The following is an 18,010-nucleotide window of genomic DNA, read 5'->3' as shown; positions in this document are numbered from 1 at the left end:
AGGGACGGAGGGTGCTTGAGGACTGAGCCGTGCCGTGCTGTCCAGCAAGGTAGAGGATTGTTGAACGATCCCTCAATACCCATGTTGTTTCGTTCTTGTGTCTGCGGTTGAATTCCGGGCATGGCCGCCGAATTGACGGATCTTGCCGACGATCGAGCCCTCCTCGGGCGCACCAGCACCGCCGAGCGGGTTTCGGACATCCTCCGGAGCCGGATCGCCGAGGGCTTCTTCCCGCCCGGCACACGGCTGTCCGAGGACAGCATCGGTGGCGCCCTCGGTGTCTCCCGCAACACCCTCCGCGAGGCGTTCCGCCTGCTCACCCACGAACGCCTGCTCGTGCACGAGCTCAACCGCGGGGTCTTCGTACGCGTGCTCACCGTCGAGGACGTCGAGGACATCTACCGCACCCGCCGCCTCGTCGAGTGCGCCGTCGTGCGTGGGCTCGGATCGCCGCCGTACGGTCTCGACGGGCTCGCCGAAGCCGTCCAGGAGGGGCAGCGGGCGGCGCACGAGAATGACTGGAAAGGCGTCTCCACCGCCAACATCCACTTCCACCGCGAACTCGTCGCCCTGGCCGGCAGCGCCCGTACCGACGAACTGATGCGCAGCGTCTTCGCCGAACTCCGGCTGGCGTTCCATGTGGTGGACAATCCGCGCAAACTGTACGAGCCGTATCTGGCGCGAAATCTACTGATCCTCCAGAGGCTGCAGAAGGGTGAGCGCGACGAGGCCGAGGAGATGCTGGCGGCCTATCTCGACGACTCGCTGAAGGGGTTGGTGGAGGTGTACGGGCGCCGGGTCGCCGACGTCCCCTGAGACGGAGGCCCTGGCCTCGCGCGGTCCCCGCCTGGCGCGGCGGCACGATTTGGGTCGTTGTCAGACCCAGCACCTAATCTGTGCACCGTGACTTCACCCGAATCGACGGACAGTGTTCCGCCCCAGTTCAGCGCGGGGCCGCGCCCCGCGTTGGGCCCGGCCGCCGACGAGGGACTGGCGCGGCGGCTGCGCGCGCTCGCCTGCACCGCGCCGCTGCACGACCTGGACGCCCGCAAGGCGAACCTCGCGGGTGAGTACTCGGTGTACGGGATGGCCGAGGTCGCCCTCGCCGCCATCGACCTGGTCACACTGAACATGGACTTCGACACGGGCGCCGACCACGACCAGATCGTCGCCCGGCTCATCCCGCGCATCGCCGCCCAGGCCCCGCGGCGGCCCCTCGAGGAGCACGAGCGGGTGGCCCGCTGGGTCCTGGAGAACCTGATCAACGTCGGCAGCGTCGACCGCGGCTTCCGGGCCGTGTACGGGACGTTCGCGCCGGACGGCACCTATGTGCGCCGCGACTACGACTTCAAGCTGATCGAAGAGGTCCCCGGATACGGGGGCGGCGTCTACCTCCGTACGACCGACGAGGCCGTCAACGTCCTCGTGGGCGCCCTCGACACCGATGTCACCAGCGCCCAGATCGCCGCCGAGGTCAAGCTGGAGGTGCTGATCAGCCGGGGTCGGCTCGCCGACGCCCAGCTCGCCGCCGAGCAGGCGCGATACCGGACCGTGCAGTACTCGGAGACGCTGCGCAAGGCGCTGGACGCCACCCGGCGCAATGTCCGCGCGGTGGACTGGCTCCAGGCCGTGCCCGACATGATCGCCGAGGCACTCGACCATGTCGCCGACCGGTATCGCCACGAGAACGCGATCCTCACGAATATTCGTAGGGCCCGGGACGAGTCCGAGGACCCGGAGCAGAAGCGGCGCGCCGCCGAGCTGGTGGACATCGTCAAGGACTGCATCCGGCGCCACACGCAGTTGCAGTCGCGGCTGCTGGAGGCGGGGCCGCTGTTCCGCGCCGAGCAGGATCGGCAGGCCTTCGCCACGCCGATGACGACGTCGGGGATAGATCTCTACGGGCATCTGATCGCGCCGCTGCTGCCGTTGCCGGTGGAGCAGGCTCGGCGGGTGACCGACGCGTTCTTCTCTCGCGGGACCGGGTTGCGTACGCCGGGGTCCGTGCGGGTCGGGGACCTTGTCGAGTTGCTGTTCACGCCGCCGGTGGAGCGGGAGCATCTCGGGGCGGAGATGCCGGAGCCGGATCTGATCGCCACGCCGGATGACAGCCGGTTCAGTGAGGAGCAGCTCGCTGTGGCCAAGGAGCTGCTGGATCTGCCTGCGGATGCGCCTCGGCGGTTGTCGGGGTTGTTGGCGGAGGCGCGGCGGTCCGATCCCGAACTGCCTTATCTGGTTGCCCTCTTGGCTGTGCATGCGGCCAGTCCGCCGGTTGGTACGGCTTATCGGCAGGGGGAGGAGAAGTTGCTCTTCGCTGTGGATGACGGGACGGAGCTGGACGATCCGGAGTTCGGTGGGGCCGATTTGATCGTGGGGACGGCTCTCCTGGATGCGGTGGGGATGGCGGCGGACCGTACGGAGGCGGCATGAGAGCACCGTTGAGCTGCGGGATCGTTGTTGGCTGCGAGCCGTCAGTGGCTGGTCGCGCCCACGCGGCGGAGCCGCAGATGTCACAGCCCCGCGCCCCTGGCCTTGCTGCCCGTACCCCCTGTTTTCACATCAAGGAGTTTCTGCCGTGAGCGAGCACGTCGAGTGGAGTGAGCCGGAAGCCGCAGTTGCTCCCGTGGCTGCTGCCCTCACTCCCGCCGACGCCGCCGATGCCGCTCGGCTCGTCGCCTTTGGGCTTCAGCCCAAGCTTCAGCCTGCCCGTGACCAGGAATACGGCGAATTGCTGCGCCGCTACCGCGAGGACCCCGCTTTCGCCCGGCTCGCCGATGCCGTGGCCACCGGGCTCGGGCTGGTCGTGCTGGAGGTGTCGCCACGGGCGGGCATGGCTGTGACCGCCGCCGAGGACTCCGTGTTCGCCGTGCGGATGGGGGACTACGCACGGCGGACCTCGGCGGACTCGGTGGACCGGTTTCTGCATGGGCTCGCTCATCTCGCGGTTGCCGCCATGGCTTTTCCGCGGCCCGAGGACCTCGCGGACGACGGGTACATAGGGCGGGTGTCGGTCAACGGGGTCGACGCCTTCGTACGGCAGGCCTGCCGGCGGCTGGAGGAACGGGCCGAGGAACAGGGGGAGAACACCGACCCGGCCAGCGACGCACCGGGGCTGGAGGCGGCCTGGCGGATCTGGGCGCGACGCAGTTCCACCGGCGCCACCAAGGACGCGCGTCGGCTCGCGGGGTCGACCACCGGCATCGTCGGCAAGGCGGTGGGCTTCCTCACCGACTCGGGGTTCCTGCAGCGCACGGGCGACGACAACGGGGGCACGTACCGGACGACCGCCCGTTATCAGCTCCAGGTGCGGGACATGGCGGGCAGTGCGGCCATGGCCGAGCTGCTGGAACTGGGCATCGTCCCGGTGACCGACGGCACGGCGACCCTGCTGCCCGCCGAGGACACCGAAGATCTGGAGCTGGTGGCCGACGCCGGGTTGCCGTTCCACTCGTCCCCCTCATCCCCCTCCGCCTGACATCCGGCTTCACGAACCACCGTCACGACCGCGAAAGTCCGCCGCCATGTACGAGCTGTCCCGGGTCCGCCTCTACTCCATCGGGCCGGCCGGTGCGCGTTACGCCGACACCGTGCTGGACCTGAGGGGTGTGGGCGAGCCCGTGCCCGACCCCGCGCCACAGCAGGCGGAGTTCTTCGAGGAGGAGCCCACCGGGCCGCCGCGCCGGCCCGCACCCGCCGGTGTGCTCTTCCTGGAGAACGGCGGCGGCAAGTCGGTCCTGCTCAAGCTGATCTTCTCGGTGATGCTGCCGGGCCACCGGAACACGCTGGGCGGTGCCAGCTCCGGTGTGCTGCGGAAGTTCCTGCTCGCGGACGACTGCGGGCATGTCGCGCTGGAGTGGCAGCACACGCTGACCGGTGAGTGTGTCGTGGTCGGCAAGGTGAGTGAGTGGCGGGGACGACAGGTCTCCAACGACCCGAGGAAGTTCGCCGAGGCCTGGTACTCCTTCCGGCCCGGGCCGGGGCTGAGCCTGGACAACCTTCCCGTCGCCGAGTCCACCGCCGTACGGCCGCCCGTGGAGGGCGCGTCCGGCGCGCAGGGGCGGCGGCGGACCATGAAGGGCTTCCGGGACGCCCTCACCGAGGCCGGGAAGGCGTATCCGCACCTCGAAGCGCACTGGGAGGAGATCCACGACCGCTGGAACGAACACCTGACGGAGCTCGGTCTCGACCCCGAACTCTTCCGGTACCAGCGGGAGATGAACGCCGACGAGGGTGAGGCCGCCGGTCTGTTCGCGGTGAAGAAGGACTCCGACTTCACCGACCTGCTGCTGCGGGCCGTCACCGACACGCGGGACACGGACGGGCTCGCCGACCTGGTCGGCGGCTTCGGCAACAAGCTGGGGCGGCGGGCGGAACTGATCGCCGAGCGGGACTTCACGGCCGGGTCGGTGGATCTGCTCGGGCGGATCGTCGAGGCTGCCGAAGCCCGGTCGCGGGCGCGGGACATCCACGCGGGCGCCGAGCGGCGGACCCGCACCCTGGCCCGGCGGCTGTCCGCGCGCGCCGCGCAGGAACGGGTGCGGGGCACCGACCTCGCCCAGCGGGTCACCGCCGCCGCGTACGCGGTCACGCACACCGAGGCCGCCCGCGACCGCAGCGCACTGATCGCGGCCGAACTCGCCTATCGGCACGCCTCGTTGGCGCTGGCCGCCGCCGAGAAGTCCGCCGCCGCGCAGAAACGGGAGCTGGCCGACGCCCGCACACTGCACTCCGCCTGGCAGGCAGCGGAGGCCGTGCTCAGACACCGGGCCGCCGCCGACCGGGTCGCGCGTGTCGCCGCCGCGATCCAGGAGGCCGAGAGGGACGCCGCCCCGGCGCTCGCCGCCCGCGCCAAGGCCGCCGTCGACCTCGTACGCGCCCTGCACGCCGCGGCCGAGAGCGCCGAGAACCTCGCCAACGAAGGGGAGGAGCGGTCCGCCGCCCTGCAGGAAGTCGGCGAGACCGCGTACCGGGACTCGACGGCCGCCGCCACCGAGGCACAGCGCGCCCGCAGCGAGATCGGGCACCTGAAACAGCGGCTCGGCGAGGTCGAACAGGAGACCGCCGAGGCGGTCCGCGCGGGCTGGCTCGACGACAGCGCGCCGGATGCCGACCCGGCCCGGGCCGCCCTCGCCGCCAGCGACGCCGAGAAGACGGCCGTCGCCGCCTGGGACACCGCACGCGATGCCTCACGACGCGCTTCCGAGCACGCCCGGGAGGCGGCCTCCGCCGAGTCCCGCGCCGAGCTGACGGCCGCCCGCGCGGCGGACGCGGCGATCGCCGCCGAGCGCGCGTACGACGGGGAGCGCCGCACCGCCGAGGCCCTGGCGGGGGAGGAGCGGCTGGTCGAGCTGCTGGGCCTCGGCGGCAAGGGCGCGCGCAGGGCGATCCCGCAACCGCGGCGTGACGGCACCACCGCGGACGGCGACACCCAGGACAGCGGCGAAGGCCCCCTCACAGCCGAGGAGTTGGACCGCTTCGCCGATGAGCTGCGCGAACTGCTCGACGAGAACGTGTCGTCCGCCGAGCGCCTTCTCTTCGAGCTGCGCACCGCCGCGGCCGACGACTCCCGCATCCTCGGCGCCCTCGGTGACGGCGGACTGCTGCCGCCGGGCCCTGACGTCCTGGCGACCGTCGAGTTCCTCGGCGAGCACGGCATCCCGGCCCTCCCCGGCTGGCGCTACCTCGCCCAGGCCGTGGACCCCACCGACCACGCGCGCGTGCTCGCCGCCCGGCCGGAGCTGGTCGACGGCGTCATCATCACCGACCCGGACTCGCACGCCAGGGCCCGCGAGGCGCTGAGCGACGCCGCACTGCTCCCGCGCTCCGCCGTGGCCGTCGGTACGGCCGCGGCCCTGCTGGCGCCGACGCCGCCCGTGGACTCCGGAGACGGTGACGTCTTCCTCGTACCGCCGAACCCGGCCATGCACGACGAGCACGCCGCCGACGAGGAGCGGCAGGCGCTGCGTGCGCGGGCGACCGAACGGGACGAGGAGATCCGGCAGCTCGCGGCACGGCTCGGCAAAGACCGGGAGCTCGCCGCCCGGCTCGCCTCCTGGCGCACGGGATGCCCGGCCGGGCGCCTCACCGAGTTGGCCACGGCCGCGCGGGAGACCCGTGCGTTCGCCGAGGAGTCCGAGGCCGAACTGGCGGAGGCGCGGACCGTACGCGCCGAGGCCGAGGAAGTGGCGGCCGAGGCGTCCCAGGTCCGCGACGAACGGCAGGAGGCCGCCCAGAAGGCCCGGCGCGCCGCCGACGCCCTCGCCGGACTCGCCTTCCGGCTGCGTGAACGCGCCGGCTGGCAGGCCAAGCTCCGCGAACTCGCCGATGAGGCCACCGAGTCCGAGGCCCGCGCGCAGGCCTGCCTGGAGCGCGCCCGCGCCGCCGACGAGGATCGCCGCGCCACCCAGCGCGCCGCCGACGACGCCCGCCGCACGGCGCGTGCGCTGCGCGCCGAGCGCGCGGAGATCGCGGGCGCCCCCGACGACGTACCGGAGACCGACTCCGACACGCCCAAGCAGCCCCTCGCCGCCCTCCGCGAGGCCTACCGCGCCGCCTCCCAGGTGTACGAGAAGGTTGGCGTCGGCGCCGATCTGCGCGCCGAGCAGGCTCGGGCCGAGAGCGACGAGAGCGCCGCGATCGCCGAACTCGACCGGCTGACCAACAAGGTCCGCAACCGCGCCGAACAGTTGTTGCAGTCGCCCGACGGCTCCGACGGGCCGTCCCGGCAGGCGGCCGCGGCCCGTGCCGAGGAACTCGTCCAGGTCCTCGAAACCCGGATGTCCACCGCGAGCGAGCAGCTCGGACGGTTGCGCGGCGAGGCCGAGCGGCACGCCCCCGAGGACGGCGAGGCGCACACCGAGCTGCCTGACGAACTGCTCCCGCGCGATGCCGACCACGCGCAGGCCCTGCTGCGCACCGCCACCGCTGAACTCGCCTCGCGCACCGAGGCGTTGGCCCAGGCCCGCGAGGCCCACGCCGAGCTGCTGGAGTCCCACCGCGCCGCCGAGGACGCGGCCGGCGGCTTCGACGAGACCGCCGCCCTGCTCCGGGACCTCCTGCGCGACCACACCATGGACGACGACCAGGAGGAGCCCGAGCCCTACCCCGGCGGTCTCGAAGAGGCCCGCAAAGCCGCCGCCGAGGCCCGCCGCTCCCTGCGCGGCTGCGCCGCCGACCTCTCCGCTGCCGAGGGTGCCGTACGCGAGGCCAGTGACATCCTCGTACGACACGCCAACTCCACGCGCTATGAGCAGGTCCGCACGCCCGCCCGCCAACAGATCCGCGAGCTGCCCGCGTCCGCGTTGCCCGAGCACGCGCAGAAGTGGGCGGATGCCTTCGCACCCCGACTCCGGGTCCTCACGGACGAGTTGGCGCAGCTGGAGCGCAACCGGGACTCGATCGTGGACCGGCTGCGAGGGCTCGTGGAGTCGGCCCTCGCGACCCTGCGGTCCGCCCAGCGGCTCTCCCGCCTCCCCGAAGGACTCGGCGAGTGGTCCGGCCAGGAGTTCCTGCGCATCCGCTTCGAGGAGCCCGACCAGGCCACGCTCACCGAGCGGCTCGGAGAGGTCGTCGACGAGGCGACCCGCGCGGCCGTGAAGAAGAACTCCGACATGCGCCGCGACGGCATGTCCCTGCTGCTGCGAGGCGTCAGCGCTGCCCTCCAGCCCAAGGGCGTCGCCGTAGAGATCCTCAAACCGGACGCCGTGCTGCGCGCCGAGCGCGTGCCCGTGGGGCAGATGGGCGATGTGTTCTCGGGTGGGCAGCTGCTCACCGCCGCGATCGCGTTGTACTGCACGATGGCCGCGCTGCGCAGCAACGACCGAGGCCGGGACAAGCACCGCCACGCGGGAACGCTGTTTTTGGACAACCCGATCGGCCGCGCCAACGCGACGTACCTGCTGGAGCTGCAGCGCGCGGTGTCGGACGCCCTCGGTGTCCAACTCCTCTACACCACAGGCCTCTTCGATACGACGGCCCTGGCGGAGTTCCCGTTGGTCATCCGCCTACGCAACGACGCCGACCTCCGCGCAGGCCTGAAGTACATCAGCGTGGAGGAACACCTCCGCCCGGGCCTGCCCCAGCCGCCCCAGGCGGGGGAGGCGGTACACAGCGAGATCACGGCGACAAGGATGTTCAAGAGGCCGACAACATCCAGTGCCTCGTAAACGGGGCTGCGGCCCTTGCTCTAAGGGGCGCGGGGCTGTGACATTTGCGGCTTCGCCGCGGGGCGCGACCAGCCACAACCAGCCCGCAGCCGCCCCACAACCCGACCAGGCACCCCCTTAGGCGCCGGCCCTCAAGAGATCCGCGCACTTCTCGCCGATCATCATCGTCGTGATGCAAGGGTTGACGGTGACGAGATCCGGCATCACCGACCCGTCAGCCACTCGCAGCCCCTCGACCCCCTTCACCCGCAGCCGCGCGTCCAGCGGGGCTGCGGGGTCGTCGTCGGCGCCCATCTTCACCGTGCAGGCCGGGTGATAGACGGTGTTGTGCGTCTTGTGGATGTAGTCGAGCAACTCCTCGTCCGACCGGACGCCCGGCCCGGGCGCCAGCTCGGCCCCCGCCCACTTGGCGAGGGCCGGCTGCGCGGCGATCTGCCGGGCGAGCCGGAGCCCGTACGTCATCACCCGCACATCGTGCTCGTGGCTGAAGTACTGAGGGTCCACCTTCGGCTTGTCCCGATAGTCCCTGGTACGCAACCGCACGGTCCCCCGGGACTTGGCCCGCGTCACGTTCGGCGTCAGACAGAACGCGTTCTCGGACGTGGGGTAACCATGCCTGGCGGTGTTCATGTCGAACGGCACGGACCCGTAGTGGAACATCAGATCCGGCCGGTCCAGGCCCGGTTCGGTGTCGTAGAAGATGCCCGCCTCCCACCACTGGCTGGACGTGGTGGTCATCGGCTGCTTGGCCTCCCACATGATGACGCCCTCGGGGTGGTCCTGGAGGTTCTCGCCGACGCCCGCCGAGTCCACGACCACGTCCACGCCCACCTCCCGCAGCTGCTCGGCGGGCCCGATGCCCGACAGCATCAGGAGCTTCGGCGTGTCGATGGCGCCGCAGGAGACGATGACCTCCCGCCGGGCGCGTACCGTCCGGGTGTGGATCAGGTCCGGGTCCAGATACTCGGCGCCGACGCAGCGCCGCCCGTCCAGCACCAGCTTTTTCGCCCGTACCCCGGTCCGCACCTCCAGGTTCGGTCGTTTGCCCATGATCGGGTGCAGATACGCCACCGACGAGGACTGCCGGATGTTGTTCTCGTCGGAGTTGATCTGGAACCAGTTGGCGCCCCGGATCACGGTCTTTCCGGTGTTGAACGGCGTCGTAGGTATCCCCGCCTGCGCGCACGCCTCGAGCAGCGCGTTCCCGCACGGGTCCTCGCCCTTGAGTGTGCGCAGCTTCACCGGGCCGGTGCGGCCGTGGTGGTCGCCGGGCGCGTCGTTGTTCTCCAGGCGTTGGTAGAGCGGGAAGAGGTCGGCCGCCGACCAGCCCGTACAGCCCGCCGCTGCCCAGTCGTCGAGGTCCTCCGCCGGAGCCCAGAAGGCGATACAGGAGTTGTGGGAGGAACAGCCGCCGAGGACCTTCGCCCTCGCGTGCCGCATGAAGCTGTTGCCGCTGGCCTGCGCCTCGACCGGGTAGTCCCAGTCGTAGCCGGACTCCAGCAGGCCCATCCAGCGTTCCAGCTTCAGGACGTCGTCGTCGCCGACGTCACTGGGTCCCGCCTCCAGTACGCACACCGTGACCGACGGATCCTCGGAGAGCCGGGCCGCGACCACGTTTCCCGCGGTGCCGCCGCCGACCACGACGTAATCGAATTCTCCTGAGCTCACGGGGAGTTGACCTCCTTGCGTTGCAGTGCTGCGTCGGATCCCGGCGAGCCGGCGCTCAGTCGGCCGCCGAGGAGGCGACGGGCGGGGCGGGCGGTACGGGCGGCGCGGCGTCGGTCTCGGTGGTCGCCAGCCGGTGCTCGGCGAGCACACCTGTCTTGTGGCGCTGGACGAACCAGTAGTAGGCGAAGCCGCCGCCCGCGATGATCGCGACGAAGAGGACCGCGCCCCAGCGCAGGTACCAGTGGAACGGGGCTGTCGCGTTGTAGACCGACGCCCGCGGCCAGATCAGGTTGAGCGTCATGGCCCCGCCCCACACGACGGCCCCGATGTTGACGAGCAGCCCCCACCGGCCCAGCGAGAACTTGCCGTCCTTGGCCGGCTGCCACTTCCCGCGCACCCGTGCGATCAGCATCGGCACGGTGACGCCCAGGTAGGCCAGATAGATCATGATGATGCCGATGCTGGTCACCACGGTGAAGATCTGCGGCTGACGGATGTTCACGACCAGAATCGCCAGGGCCAGCACACCGATGATCACAGCCGGCAGCACCGGAGTCTGGAAGCGCGGACTGACCTTGGCCAGCAGCGAGGACGCGGGCAGGTTGTTGTCGCGGGCCATCGCGAAGGCGAGGCGGATCGCCGCCGTGTGCACGGCCAGCGCGCACACCGTGACGGCGATCAGCACGCACCACAGCATCGCCTTGCCGGCCGTCGGGCCGAGCACGTCGAGGACGATGTACTGCAGACCGTCCGTGGACAACTGCTCGCCCTTCAGGCTGGACACACTCATCAGAGCCAGCAGCAGGATCAGACCACCGAGGACGAAGGAGGCCACGACCGCGCGGATGATGGCGCGCGGCGCGTTGCGGGACGGGTCCAGCGACTCCTCACCGAGCGAGGCGGCCGTGTCGAAGCCGTACATGACGTACGCCGACGCCAGCGACGCCACCAGGAACGCGCCCAGGTAGCCGAAGGGCTGCCCCGCGCCGGTGCCGTTGGTCTCCAGGACGACCTGGGGGCCACGTGTGATGTGGACGGCGAACAACACGATGAGGACCACGGTGGCGACGAGCTCGATGAAGACGCCCGCGGTGTTGATCGTCGCCATCAACTTCACGCCGAAGGCGTTCACCAGCGTGGTGAAGAGGATGAGCACCGCGGCCAGGATCACCGCGTTCGTCGCGACGTCGTACGTGCCCGTGCCGTCCCCGACGAGCTGGAACACGTCGGAGATCTGCGGAAGCGTCAACTGGTAGGCGAGCGCGACCGCCGCGATGGAGACGATGGAGGCGATCAGCATCATCCAGCCGGCGAGCCAGCCCAGGTGCGGATTGCCTATCTTCTTCGACCAGTTGTAGACGGAGCCCGCGACGGGATAGCGCGCCGCCAGCTCCGCGAAACACAGCGCGACCATGAACTGGCCCACGAACACCATCGGCCACGACCACCAGTAGGCGGGGCCGCCGCTGCCGTAACCGAAGTAGAAGAGCTGGAAGGTGCCGGTCAGGATCGAGATGTAGCTGATGCCGGCGGCGAACGTGTGGAAGTTGCCGAGGGTGCGCTTCAGCTCGGGCTTGTAGCCGAACTCGGCGAGCTCGGCGTCGTCGGTGGAGTTCTTCGGTCCGGTCGGTTGCTCGGTTTTCGTCATGAGCGGACTCCTGGTGGCCTTGTGGGGAGGGGAGGGAGTGGCTCTCGGGAGTTAAGGGAGCGGCTCTCGGTAGTCAGGCGAACCAGCCCTGCGGTGAGGGGTCCGTGTTGCGCCAGATGTGCTTCGCCTCGCGGTATTCGGCGAGCCCCGAGGGCCCGAGCTCGCGGCCGAAGCCGGACTGCTTGAAACCGCCCCACTCGGCCTGCGGCACATACGGGTGGTAGTCGTTGATCCACACCGTGCCGATCCGCAGCCGTGCCGCGACCCGCTGGGCCTTGGCCTCGTCCGTCGTCCATACGGCGCCGGCGAGACCGTAGACGGTGTCATTGGCCAGCCGGACGACCTCGTCCTCGGTGCTGAACCGCTCCACGGTCAGCACCGGCCCGAACGACTCGTCCTGTACCACGGACATCGTGCTCGTGCACTCGTCCAGGACGGTCGGCAGATAGTAGAAGCCCTTGTCGTACGCGTCGCCGCGCGGCCGCTCGCCCCCACAGCGCAGTACCGCGCCCTCCGCGAGCCCCTTGGCGACGTACTCCTCGACCTTCGAACGGTGCGCCGCCGAGATCAGCGGCCCGGTCCGGGCCCGCTCGTCGAACGGGCCGCCGAGCCGGATCTCCTTGGCCCGGCGTACGACCTCGTCGACGAACCGGTCGTGCAGCGAGTCCTCCACGAGCAGGCGGGCGCCCGCCGAGCACACCTGGCCCGAGTGCAGGAACACCGCGGTCAGCGCCATGTCGACGGCCGTGTCGAAATCGGCGTCGGCGAAGACGATGTTCGGATTCTTGCCGCCGAGTTCCAGCGCGACTTTCTTCACCGTCCCGGCGGCCGCGGCCATCAGCCTGCGGCCGGTCTGCAGACCGCCGGTGAAGGAGAGCAGGTCCACATCCGGATGGTCGGCGAGCGGGGCACCTGCCTCGGGGCCGGCGCCGAGCACCAGGTTGGCCACGCCCGGCGGTAACCCGGCCTCCTGAAGGAGGCGCATCAGGTGGATCGCCGTATGCGGGGTCAGCTCGCTCGGCTTCAGGACGAAGGTGTTGCCGGCCGCGAGCGCCGGAGCCACCTTCCAGGCGGTCTGGAGGAGCGGGTAGTTCCACGGGGTGATGAGTGCGCACACCCCTACCGGCTCGTACACGACTCGGCTGTCGACATTCGCCTGGCCGGTGTCGACGACCCGGCCTGCTTCCGCCGCGGCCGCACGCCCGAAGTAGCGGAAACAGTTCGCGATGTCGTCCATGTCGTACTCGCTCTCCACCAGCCGCTTGCCGGTGTCGAGGGACTCGGCGCGGGCGAGCGCGTCCTTGTCGCGTACGAGGAGGTCGGCGACGCGCAGGAGCAGGTCACCGCGGTCGGCGGCGGGGGTGGTGGGCCACGGGCCCTCGTCGAAGGCGCGCCGCGCGGCCGCGATCGCCTTCACGGTGTCTTTGCCGCCGGCCTCGTCGACGACCGCGACCAGGCTGCCGTCGGCGGGGCAGCGGATCTCACGACTCCGCTCGTCCAGCGCGGATCGCCACGCTCCGCCGATGAAGAGTTCGGGCATGTTCTCGTTCCTCCTGGTCAGCGCCGTGCGGTGGGCGCCCTCGCGGCTGGGCGCCTAACCGGAGGACCGCGTTGTATGCCAAATGTGACGGTCAACACGCCTGGTCAGAAGGATGGCGGAGGGGCGGCTCGGCACGCCAGAGGCCTCACGTGGCGCGGCCACGACCACGCGGCCCACGGCACGGGAAAGACACGGTGCGGGAGCATGTGGCCGGCACGAGGTCGAGGAAAGCGTCCGCCTCACGGTCTGCGGCTCGGGCTGCGCCTCACCTCGGCATCTGCTGCCGAGGTGAGCGCGCGGGTCCGGCCCCGATTCGCGCTAGGGATGCGACAGTTGCCCCGCCCCACCCCGTCGGCGTATCCGCTCCTGTGTGCGCTCGGCCGTGCGCGCCTCGCGGCGGGCCCGGCGTCGTTCGCGCCGCAGCGAGCGAGCCGTGCTGCTGGGGGCCGACACCACGCCGTTGCGCTGGTTCCACACCTGCCGGGTCACCCAGACGTCCAGCACGCCCCAGGTCGCGAGGACGGTGCTGGCCACGCTGCTCAGGACCATGGGGAACGCCAGCCATGAACCGGCCAGGGTGCACAGGAAGGCCACCATCGCCTGAATCAGTGTCACCGCGATGATGAGGACCGCGCGCACCGCCGCAGTCCGCACCGGATCGGGCAGCCGCCGCTTGCGTGCCGGCTCCTCGATCCACAACGGCTGGTATTGCACCCGCTCTTCCTCGCCGGAGGAGAGCTGCCGCTCCGTCACCGCGACACCCTCGCCCGCCAGGACGTCGCGATCCGGTGCCTGAACGCCCCGCGGCGCCGCCTCGGGCGTCACCACATCATCCTCGGGCGCTACGCGCCGCTCCGCCGTGCCCATCAACACTTCACTCCCCACCGCCGGTTGACCATCGGCACCGGGATCACGCGACCCGGCCCCCCTCAGGTGCCCGACTTCCTCCGAATTACGCCACCGGGAGCGGCCTGCGGGGCCTGTAGCCCATTCCGCCCCCGATTCCCGTACAGAAAGACGATCGACGTACGCCGAAGATTCCCACCGAACGAAAAAAACCGGCCAACCAGCCAACCTCACCGAGGAGATGCGATGCAGCCACGTGGCCGACAGCGGGAGGCAATCTCCCGTAATGAGAGGACAACTCCCCATGCCTGACTCGCAGTCGGCGCGATGTGCGTTCGGACGGCTCTTCGAGATACCCGTGTGTCGGTAGTAGGCTCTCGCCGTTTGTTGACGCACATGTGTACCCCCGGGCCGGCGGGGGGCGAGCTGGGGGAGGCCATGCGCTTTCGCGGGAAATCGATCCGCCGGAAGATCGTGGCGCTGTTGCTCGTGCCTCTGATGGCCCTGACCGGTATCTGGACATTCGCCACGGTGCTGACGGGCCGTGAGGCCAGCGAGCTCTTCCGGGTGGCGGACATCGTCGAGGAGATCGGCTTCCCCACCGAGGACACCATTCGCGTGCTCCAGCAGGAACGCCGCCAGACCCTCGTCTACCTGGCCGATCCACGGGCCTCGGACGCGCTCACGGCCCTCGAACGCAGCCGGGCCGCCACCGACAAGGCCGTCGCCGAGTTCCGCGACCACGCGGCGGACTCCGAGGTGCGCGACGAGATGGGCGAGAGCACCTCGCTGCGGCTCACGGCGATCCTGGACGCCCTCGACGGCCTGCCCGCCCTGCGCACGACGGTCGAGCAGGGCACTGTCAACGTGCCCCAGGCGCTCTCTCACTACAACAGCCTGGTCGACCCCTGCTTCGCCCTGCTGGCCAACCTCCCCGCCGTCGACAACGTGGAGATGGACAAGCAGGGCCAGGCCCTGATCAACGTCGGCCGCGCCCGCGAACTCCTGTCCCGCGAGGATGCCCTGATCAGCGCCGTACTCGTCGCCGGCCGGATCACCCGCGAAGAGATCCGGGACTTCTCCGACCTCGTGGCCCAGCGCACCCTGATGTACGACATCAGCCTGCCGCTGCTACCCGCCTCCGAGCGCGACCGCTTCTACCTCTACTGGAAGAACGCGAACACCGCACCCCTGCGCTCCGTCGAGCAGGCTGTCAGCGGCTCCACCCCCGGCAAGCCCAACGGCGTCACCGCGAAGAGCTGGGACAGCGCGGTGGAACCCGTGCTCTCCGACCTCCGCGACCTCAGCCTCGAGGCAGGCGACCGCTATCAGGACCGGGTCGGGCCCCTGGCCACCAACATCATCCTCAAGGCCGTCATCGCAGGCGTCCTCGGCCTCTTCGCCCTCCTGCTGTCGCTCTTCATGTCCGTGCGCATCGGCCGCGTCCTCATCCGTGACCTGCGCCGCCTCCGCCAGGAGGCCCACGAGACCGCCGGAGTGCGGCTGCCCAGTGTGATGCGCCGCCTCGCCGCGGGCGAACAGGTCGACGTGGAGACCGAAGTGCCGCGGCTGGAGTACGACAAGAACGAGATGGGCGAGGTCAGCCAAGCCCTCAACACCTTGCAAAGAGCCGCCGTCGAGGCCGCCGTCAAGCAGTCCGAACTCCGCAGCGGCATCTCCGAGGTCTTCGTCAACCTCGCCCGCCGCAGCCAGGTCCTCCTCCACAAGCAGCTCACCCTCCTCGACGCCATGGAGCGCCGGACCGACGACACGGACGAACTCGCCGACCTGTTCCGTCTGGACCACCTGACCACCCGAATGCGCCGCCACGCCGAGGGTCTGGTCATCCTCTCCGGCGCCGCACCCTCCCGGCAGTGGCGCAAGCCCATCCAGCTCATGGACGTGGTCCGCGCCGCCGTCGCCGAGGTCGAGGACTACGAGCGCATCGAGGTCCGCCGACTGCCCCGTGTCGCCGTCACCGGCCCCGCGGTCGCCGACCTCACCCACCTCGTGGCCGAACTCCTGGAGAACGCCACGGTGTTCTCGCCCCCGCACACCGCCGTGCAGGTCCACGGCGAGCGCGTCGCCAACGGTTTCACGCTGGAGATCCACGACCGCGGTCTCGGTATGGCGGCCGAGGCGCTCCTCGACGCGAACCTGAAGCTCGCCGAGACCCCCGACTTCGAGCTCTCCGACACCGACCGGCTCGGTCTCTTCGTGGTCAGCCGGCTCGCCCAGCGGCAGAAAGTCCGCGTGTCCCTCCAGCCGTCGCCCTACGGCGGCACCACGGCCGTGGTCTTCATCCCCGACGCCCTGCTCACCGACGACGTCCCCGACACCAACGGCATCGGCTTCCGCCTCGACCGCGCCCACCCCACCCGGGAGGCCGAACTCGAGGAGGAGCGCAAGGCGGCGCTCTCCCAGGTGCCGGTCCGGCTTCCGGGGCTGTCCCCCGCCATCCTGGACGGCCCGGTGGAGCTGGAGGCACCGGTCGACCTGGACCCCCTCGACGGCTTCCCGGGCGCCCTGGACAACGAGGACAGCGAGCGGGGCGGACTGTTCCGCTCACGCCGCCCCCTGACCGGCGTCGGCGACGAGCAACAGCAGTCGGCGCGCGACGGCGACGAACGACAGGCACCTCTCACCGACCCCGACCCGACGCTCGGCCCCGTACCGCTGCCGCAGCGCAGGACGCCGCATCTCGTCAGCTCGCACGGCCGCCCGGTGACGAGCCCGAGGCCGCGGCGCCCGGACGACGAGCCCGCGCAGAGCAGGGAAACGGCGCCGGCGGACACACGGCCGCTCACCGCCCTGCGCGGCGACCGCGCCGAACTGTCGGCCCGTCCCGGCGCCGACCGCACCGGACCTGCTTCCCTCCCGGGCGCGCACCGCTCCGAGGCCCTGCCGCCCGGTGGTAGCGAGCCCCCCGTCCTACCCCAACGCCGCCGTACGACGGCGTCGAGCGGCACGGCCCCGACGCCTCCGCACATCGCCGCGAATGAGCCCACCCCGCGCGCGGACGCGACGGCCGACCGGGCAGAATCAGCTCCGAGCCCGCTGCCCCGTCGAGTCCGACAGGCCAGTCTGGCCCCGCAGTTGAAGGACGGCCCCGACCGGCGTGTCGAGCGCGACAGGGCCCGCTCGGCGACGCGACCGGACCCGGCCGAGCGCAATGCCGACGAGGTACGCAGCCGTATGGCCTCGCTCCAACGCGGTTGGCAGCGCGGCCGCGAGGAGAACGCCGAGGGCGACGATGCCCAGGACGTCTCAGCACCACGAGGAACGAAGGGGGACGGTCGATGACCGCACCGAAGGCCGAAGGGCCCACCGCGACCGGCATGTCCGGTGAGCTGAACTGGCTCCTGGACGACCTGGTGGAGCGCGTCGCCAGCATCCGCAAGGCGCTCGTGCTCTCCGGCGACGGACTGCCCATGGGCGTCTCCAAGGACCTCACCAGAGAGGACAGCGAGCACCTCGCCGCTGTCTCCTCCGGATTCCACAGCCTGGCCAAGGGCGTCGGCCGCCACTTCGACGCGGGCAACGTCCGGCAGACCGTCGTCGAACTCGACGAGGCCTTCCTCTTCGTCACGGCCGCCGGCGACGGCAGCTGCCTCGCCGTCCTCGCGGACGCCGACGCCGACATCGGTCAGGTCGCGTACGAGATGACGCTCCTCGTCAAGCGGGTCGGCGTACATCTGGGCTCCGCGCCGCGCACCGATGTGTCCCAGGGCGGGTAGTGGGATGGCATGAGCCGAGACGGTCAGGGAAGAAGCCACTGGTTCGACGACGAGGCCGGACCGGTGGTCCGTCCGTACGCGATGACGCGTGGCCGGACCAGCCACGCGGTCCAGCACCGCCTCGATCTGATCGCCGTGGTCGTCACGGAACCGCATGTCGACGACCCGGAGGAGGACCACGCGCTGGCCCCGGAGCACGTCCGTATCGTCGAGCTCTGCCGTGACACCCCGCAGTCGGTCGCCGAACTCGGCGCCGAGCTGGACCTGCCCGTCGGCGTGGTGCGTGTCCTCGTGGGAGACCTCGTGGACGAGGAACTGGTCCACGTGACACGTCCCGTACCGCCTGCCGAGCTGGTGGACGAGAGTATTCTGCGCGACGTGATCAACGGCCTCCGGGCGCTCTGAG

General features: G+C 70.8%; 11 protein-coding genes. 7 read left to right on the top strand and 4 right to left on the bottom strand.

The features are described from left to right. The first annotated feature begins 120 nt into the window (after positions 1-120). The 4 genes from CES90_RS14055 (at position 121) to CES90_RS14040 (ending at position 8,165) form a co-directional block, all read left to right on the top strand. On the top strand, positions 121-816 hold the full coding sequence (locus tag CES90_RS14055) for a GntR family transcriptional regulator (protein WP_189785119.1): 696 nt from the start codon (positions 121-123) through the stop codon (positions 814-816). Between the two features lie 87 nt (positions 817-903). Then, positions 904-2,430 carry a hypothetical protein gene (locus CES90_RS14050; RefSeq protein WP_189785118.1) on the top strand — a complete coding sequence of 509 codons (1,527 nt, stop codon included), beginning with the start codon at positions 904-906 and terminating at the stop codon, positions 2,428-2,430. Positions 2,431-2,575: 145 nt separating this feature from the next. After that, positions 2,576-3,475, top strand: coding sequence for a hypothetical protein (locus CES90_RS14045; protein WP_189785117.1), 900 nt, complete (start codon positions 2,576-2,578; stop codon positions 3,473-3,475). A gap of 46 nt (positions 3,476-3,521) precedes the next feature. Next, the gene (locus tag CES90_RS14040) at positions 3,522-8,165 is read left to right on the top strand and encodes a hypothetical protein (protein ID WP_189785116.1); all 4,644 of its coding nucleotides are present in this window, start codon (positions 3,522-3,524) and stop codon (positions 8,163-8,165) included. 117 nt (positions 8,166-8,282) lie between these two features. Here CES90_RS14040 and CES90_RS14035 read toward each other — a convergent pair whose 3' ends face one another. From CES90_RS14035 to CES90_RS14020, 4 genes are all read right to left on the bottom strand, one after another. Continuing rightward, positions 8,283-9,833, bottom strand: coding sequence for a GMC family oxidoreductase (locus CES90_RS14035; protein ID WP_189785115.1), 1,551 nt, complete (start codon positions 9,831-9,833; stop codon positions 8,283-8,285). A 55-nt stretch (positions 9,834-9,888) separates the two neighbouring features. Continuing rightward, on the bottom strand, positions 9,889-11,481 hold the full coding sequence (locus CES90_RS14030; RefSeq protein ID WP_189785114.1) for an APC family permease: 1,593 nt from the start codon (positions 11,479-11,481) through the stop codon (positions 9,889-9,891). A 73-nt stretch (positions 11,482-11,554) separates the two neighbouring features. Continuing rightward, on the bottom strand, positions 11,555-13,021 hold the full coding sequence (locus tag CES90_RS14025) for an aldehyde dehydrogenase family protein (protein ID WP_189785113.1): 1,467 nt from the start codon (positions 13,019-13,021) through the stop codon (positions 11,555-11,557). A gap of 318 nt (positions 13,022-13,339) precedes the next feature. Further along, positions 13,340-13,888 carry a hypothetical protein gene (locus CES90_RS14020; protein WP_189785112.1) on the bottom strand — a complete coding sequence of 183 codons (549 nt, stop codon included), beginning with the start codon at positions 13,886-13,888 and terminating at the stop codon, positions 13,340-13,342. Positions 13,889-14,305: 417 nt separating this feature from the next. Here CES90_RS14020 and CES90_RS14015 point away from each other — a divergent pair, with 417 nt between their 5' ends. The 3 genes from CES90_RS14015 to CES90_RS14005 are packed head-to-tail and all read left to right on the top strand — an operon-like array spanning position 14,306 to position 18,009. Further along, positions 14,306-17,170 carry a sensor histidine kinase gene (locus CES90_RS14015; protein ID WP_189785111.1) on the top strand — a complete coding sequence of 955 codons (2,865 nt, stop codon included), beginning with the start codon at positions 14,306-14,308 and terminating at the stop codon, positions 17,168-17,170. Further along, on the top strand, positions 17,167-17,604 hold the full coding sequence (locus CES90_RS14010; RefSeq protein WP_189785110.1) for a roadblock/LC7 domain-containing protein: 438 nt from the start codon (positions 17,167-17,169) through the stop codon (positions 17,602-17,604). The genes CES90_RS14015 and CES90_RS14010 overlap by 4 nt, the downstream gene beginning before the upstream one ends. 9 nt (positions 17,605-17,613) lie before the next feature. Beyond that, positions 17,614-18,009, top strand: a complete 396-nt coding sequence (locus tag CES90_RS14005) for a DUF742 domain-containing protein (RefSeq protein WP_189785109.1) — start codon at positions 17,614-17,616, stop codon at positions 18,007-18,009. The last annotated feature ends 1 nt before the right edge of the window (position 18,010 follow it).

The organism is Streptomyces capitiformicae, from assembly GCF_002214185.1.
In the GTDB taxonomy this organism is placed as follows: domain Bacteria; phylum Actinomycetota; class Actinomycetes; order Streptomycetales; family Streptomycetaceae; genus Streptomyces; species Streptomyces capitiformicae.
The sequence above is the reverse complement of the archived record's forward strand: the minus strand, read 5'-3'. Positions and strand labels throughout refer to the sequence as shown.

Bases quoted from the DNA above. Each gene is read 5' to 3' on its own strand.
- CES90_RS14020 (WP_189785112.1), bottom strand. From the start codon at position 13,888: ATGGGCACGGCGGAGCGGCGCGTAGCGCCCGAGGATGATGTGGTGACG.
- CES90_RS14025 (WP_189785113.1), bottom strand. From the start codon at position 13,021: ATGCCCGAACTCTTCATCGGCGGAGCGTGGCGATCCGCGCTGGACGAG.
- CES90_RS14015 (WP_189785111.1), top strand. From the start codon at position 14,306: ATGCGCTTTCGCGGGAAATCGATCCGCCGGAAGATCGTGGCGCTGTTG.
- CES90_RS14005 (WP_189785109.1), top strand. From the start codon at position 17,614: ATGAGCCGAGACGGTCAGGGAAGAAGCCACTGGTTCGACGACGAGGCC.
- CES90_RS14010 (WP_189785110.1), top strand. From the start codon at position 17,167: ATGACCGCACCGAAGGCCGAAGGGCCCACCGCGACCGGCATGTCCGGT.
- CES90_RS14040 (WP_189785116.1), top strand. From the start codon at position 3,522: ATGTACGAGCTGTCCCGGGTCCGCCTCTACTCCATCGGGCCGGCCGGT.
- CES90_RS14055 (WP_189785119.1), top strand. From the start codon at position 121: ATGGCCGCCGAATTGACGGATCTTGCCGACGATCGAGCCCTCCTCGGG.
- CES90_RS14030 (WP_189785114.1), bottom strand. From the start codon at position 11,481: ATGACGAAAACCGAGCAACCGACCGGACCGAAGAACTCCACCGACGAC.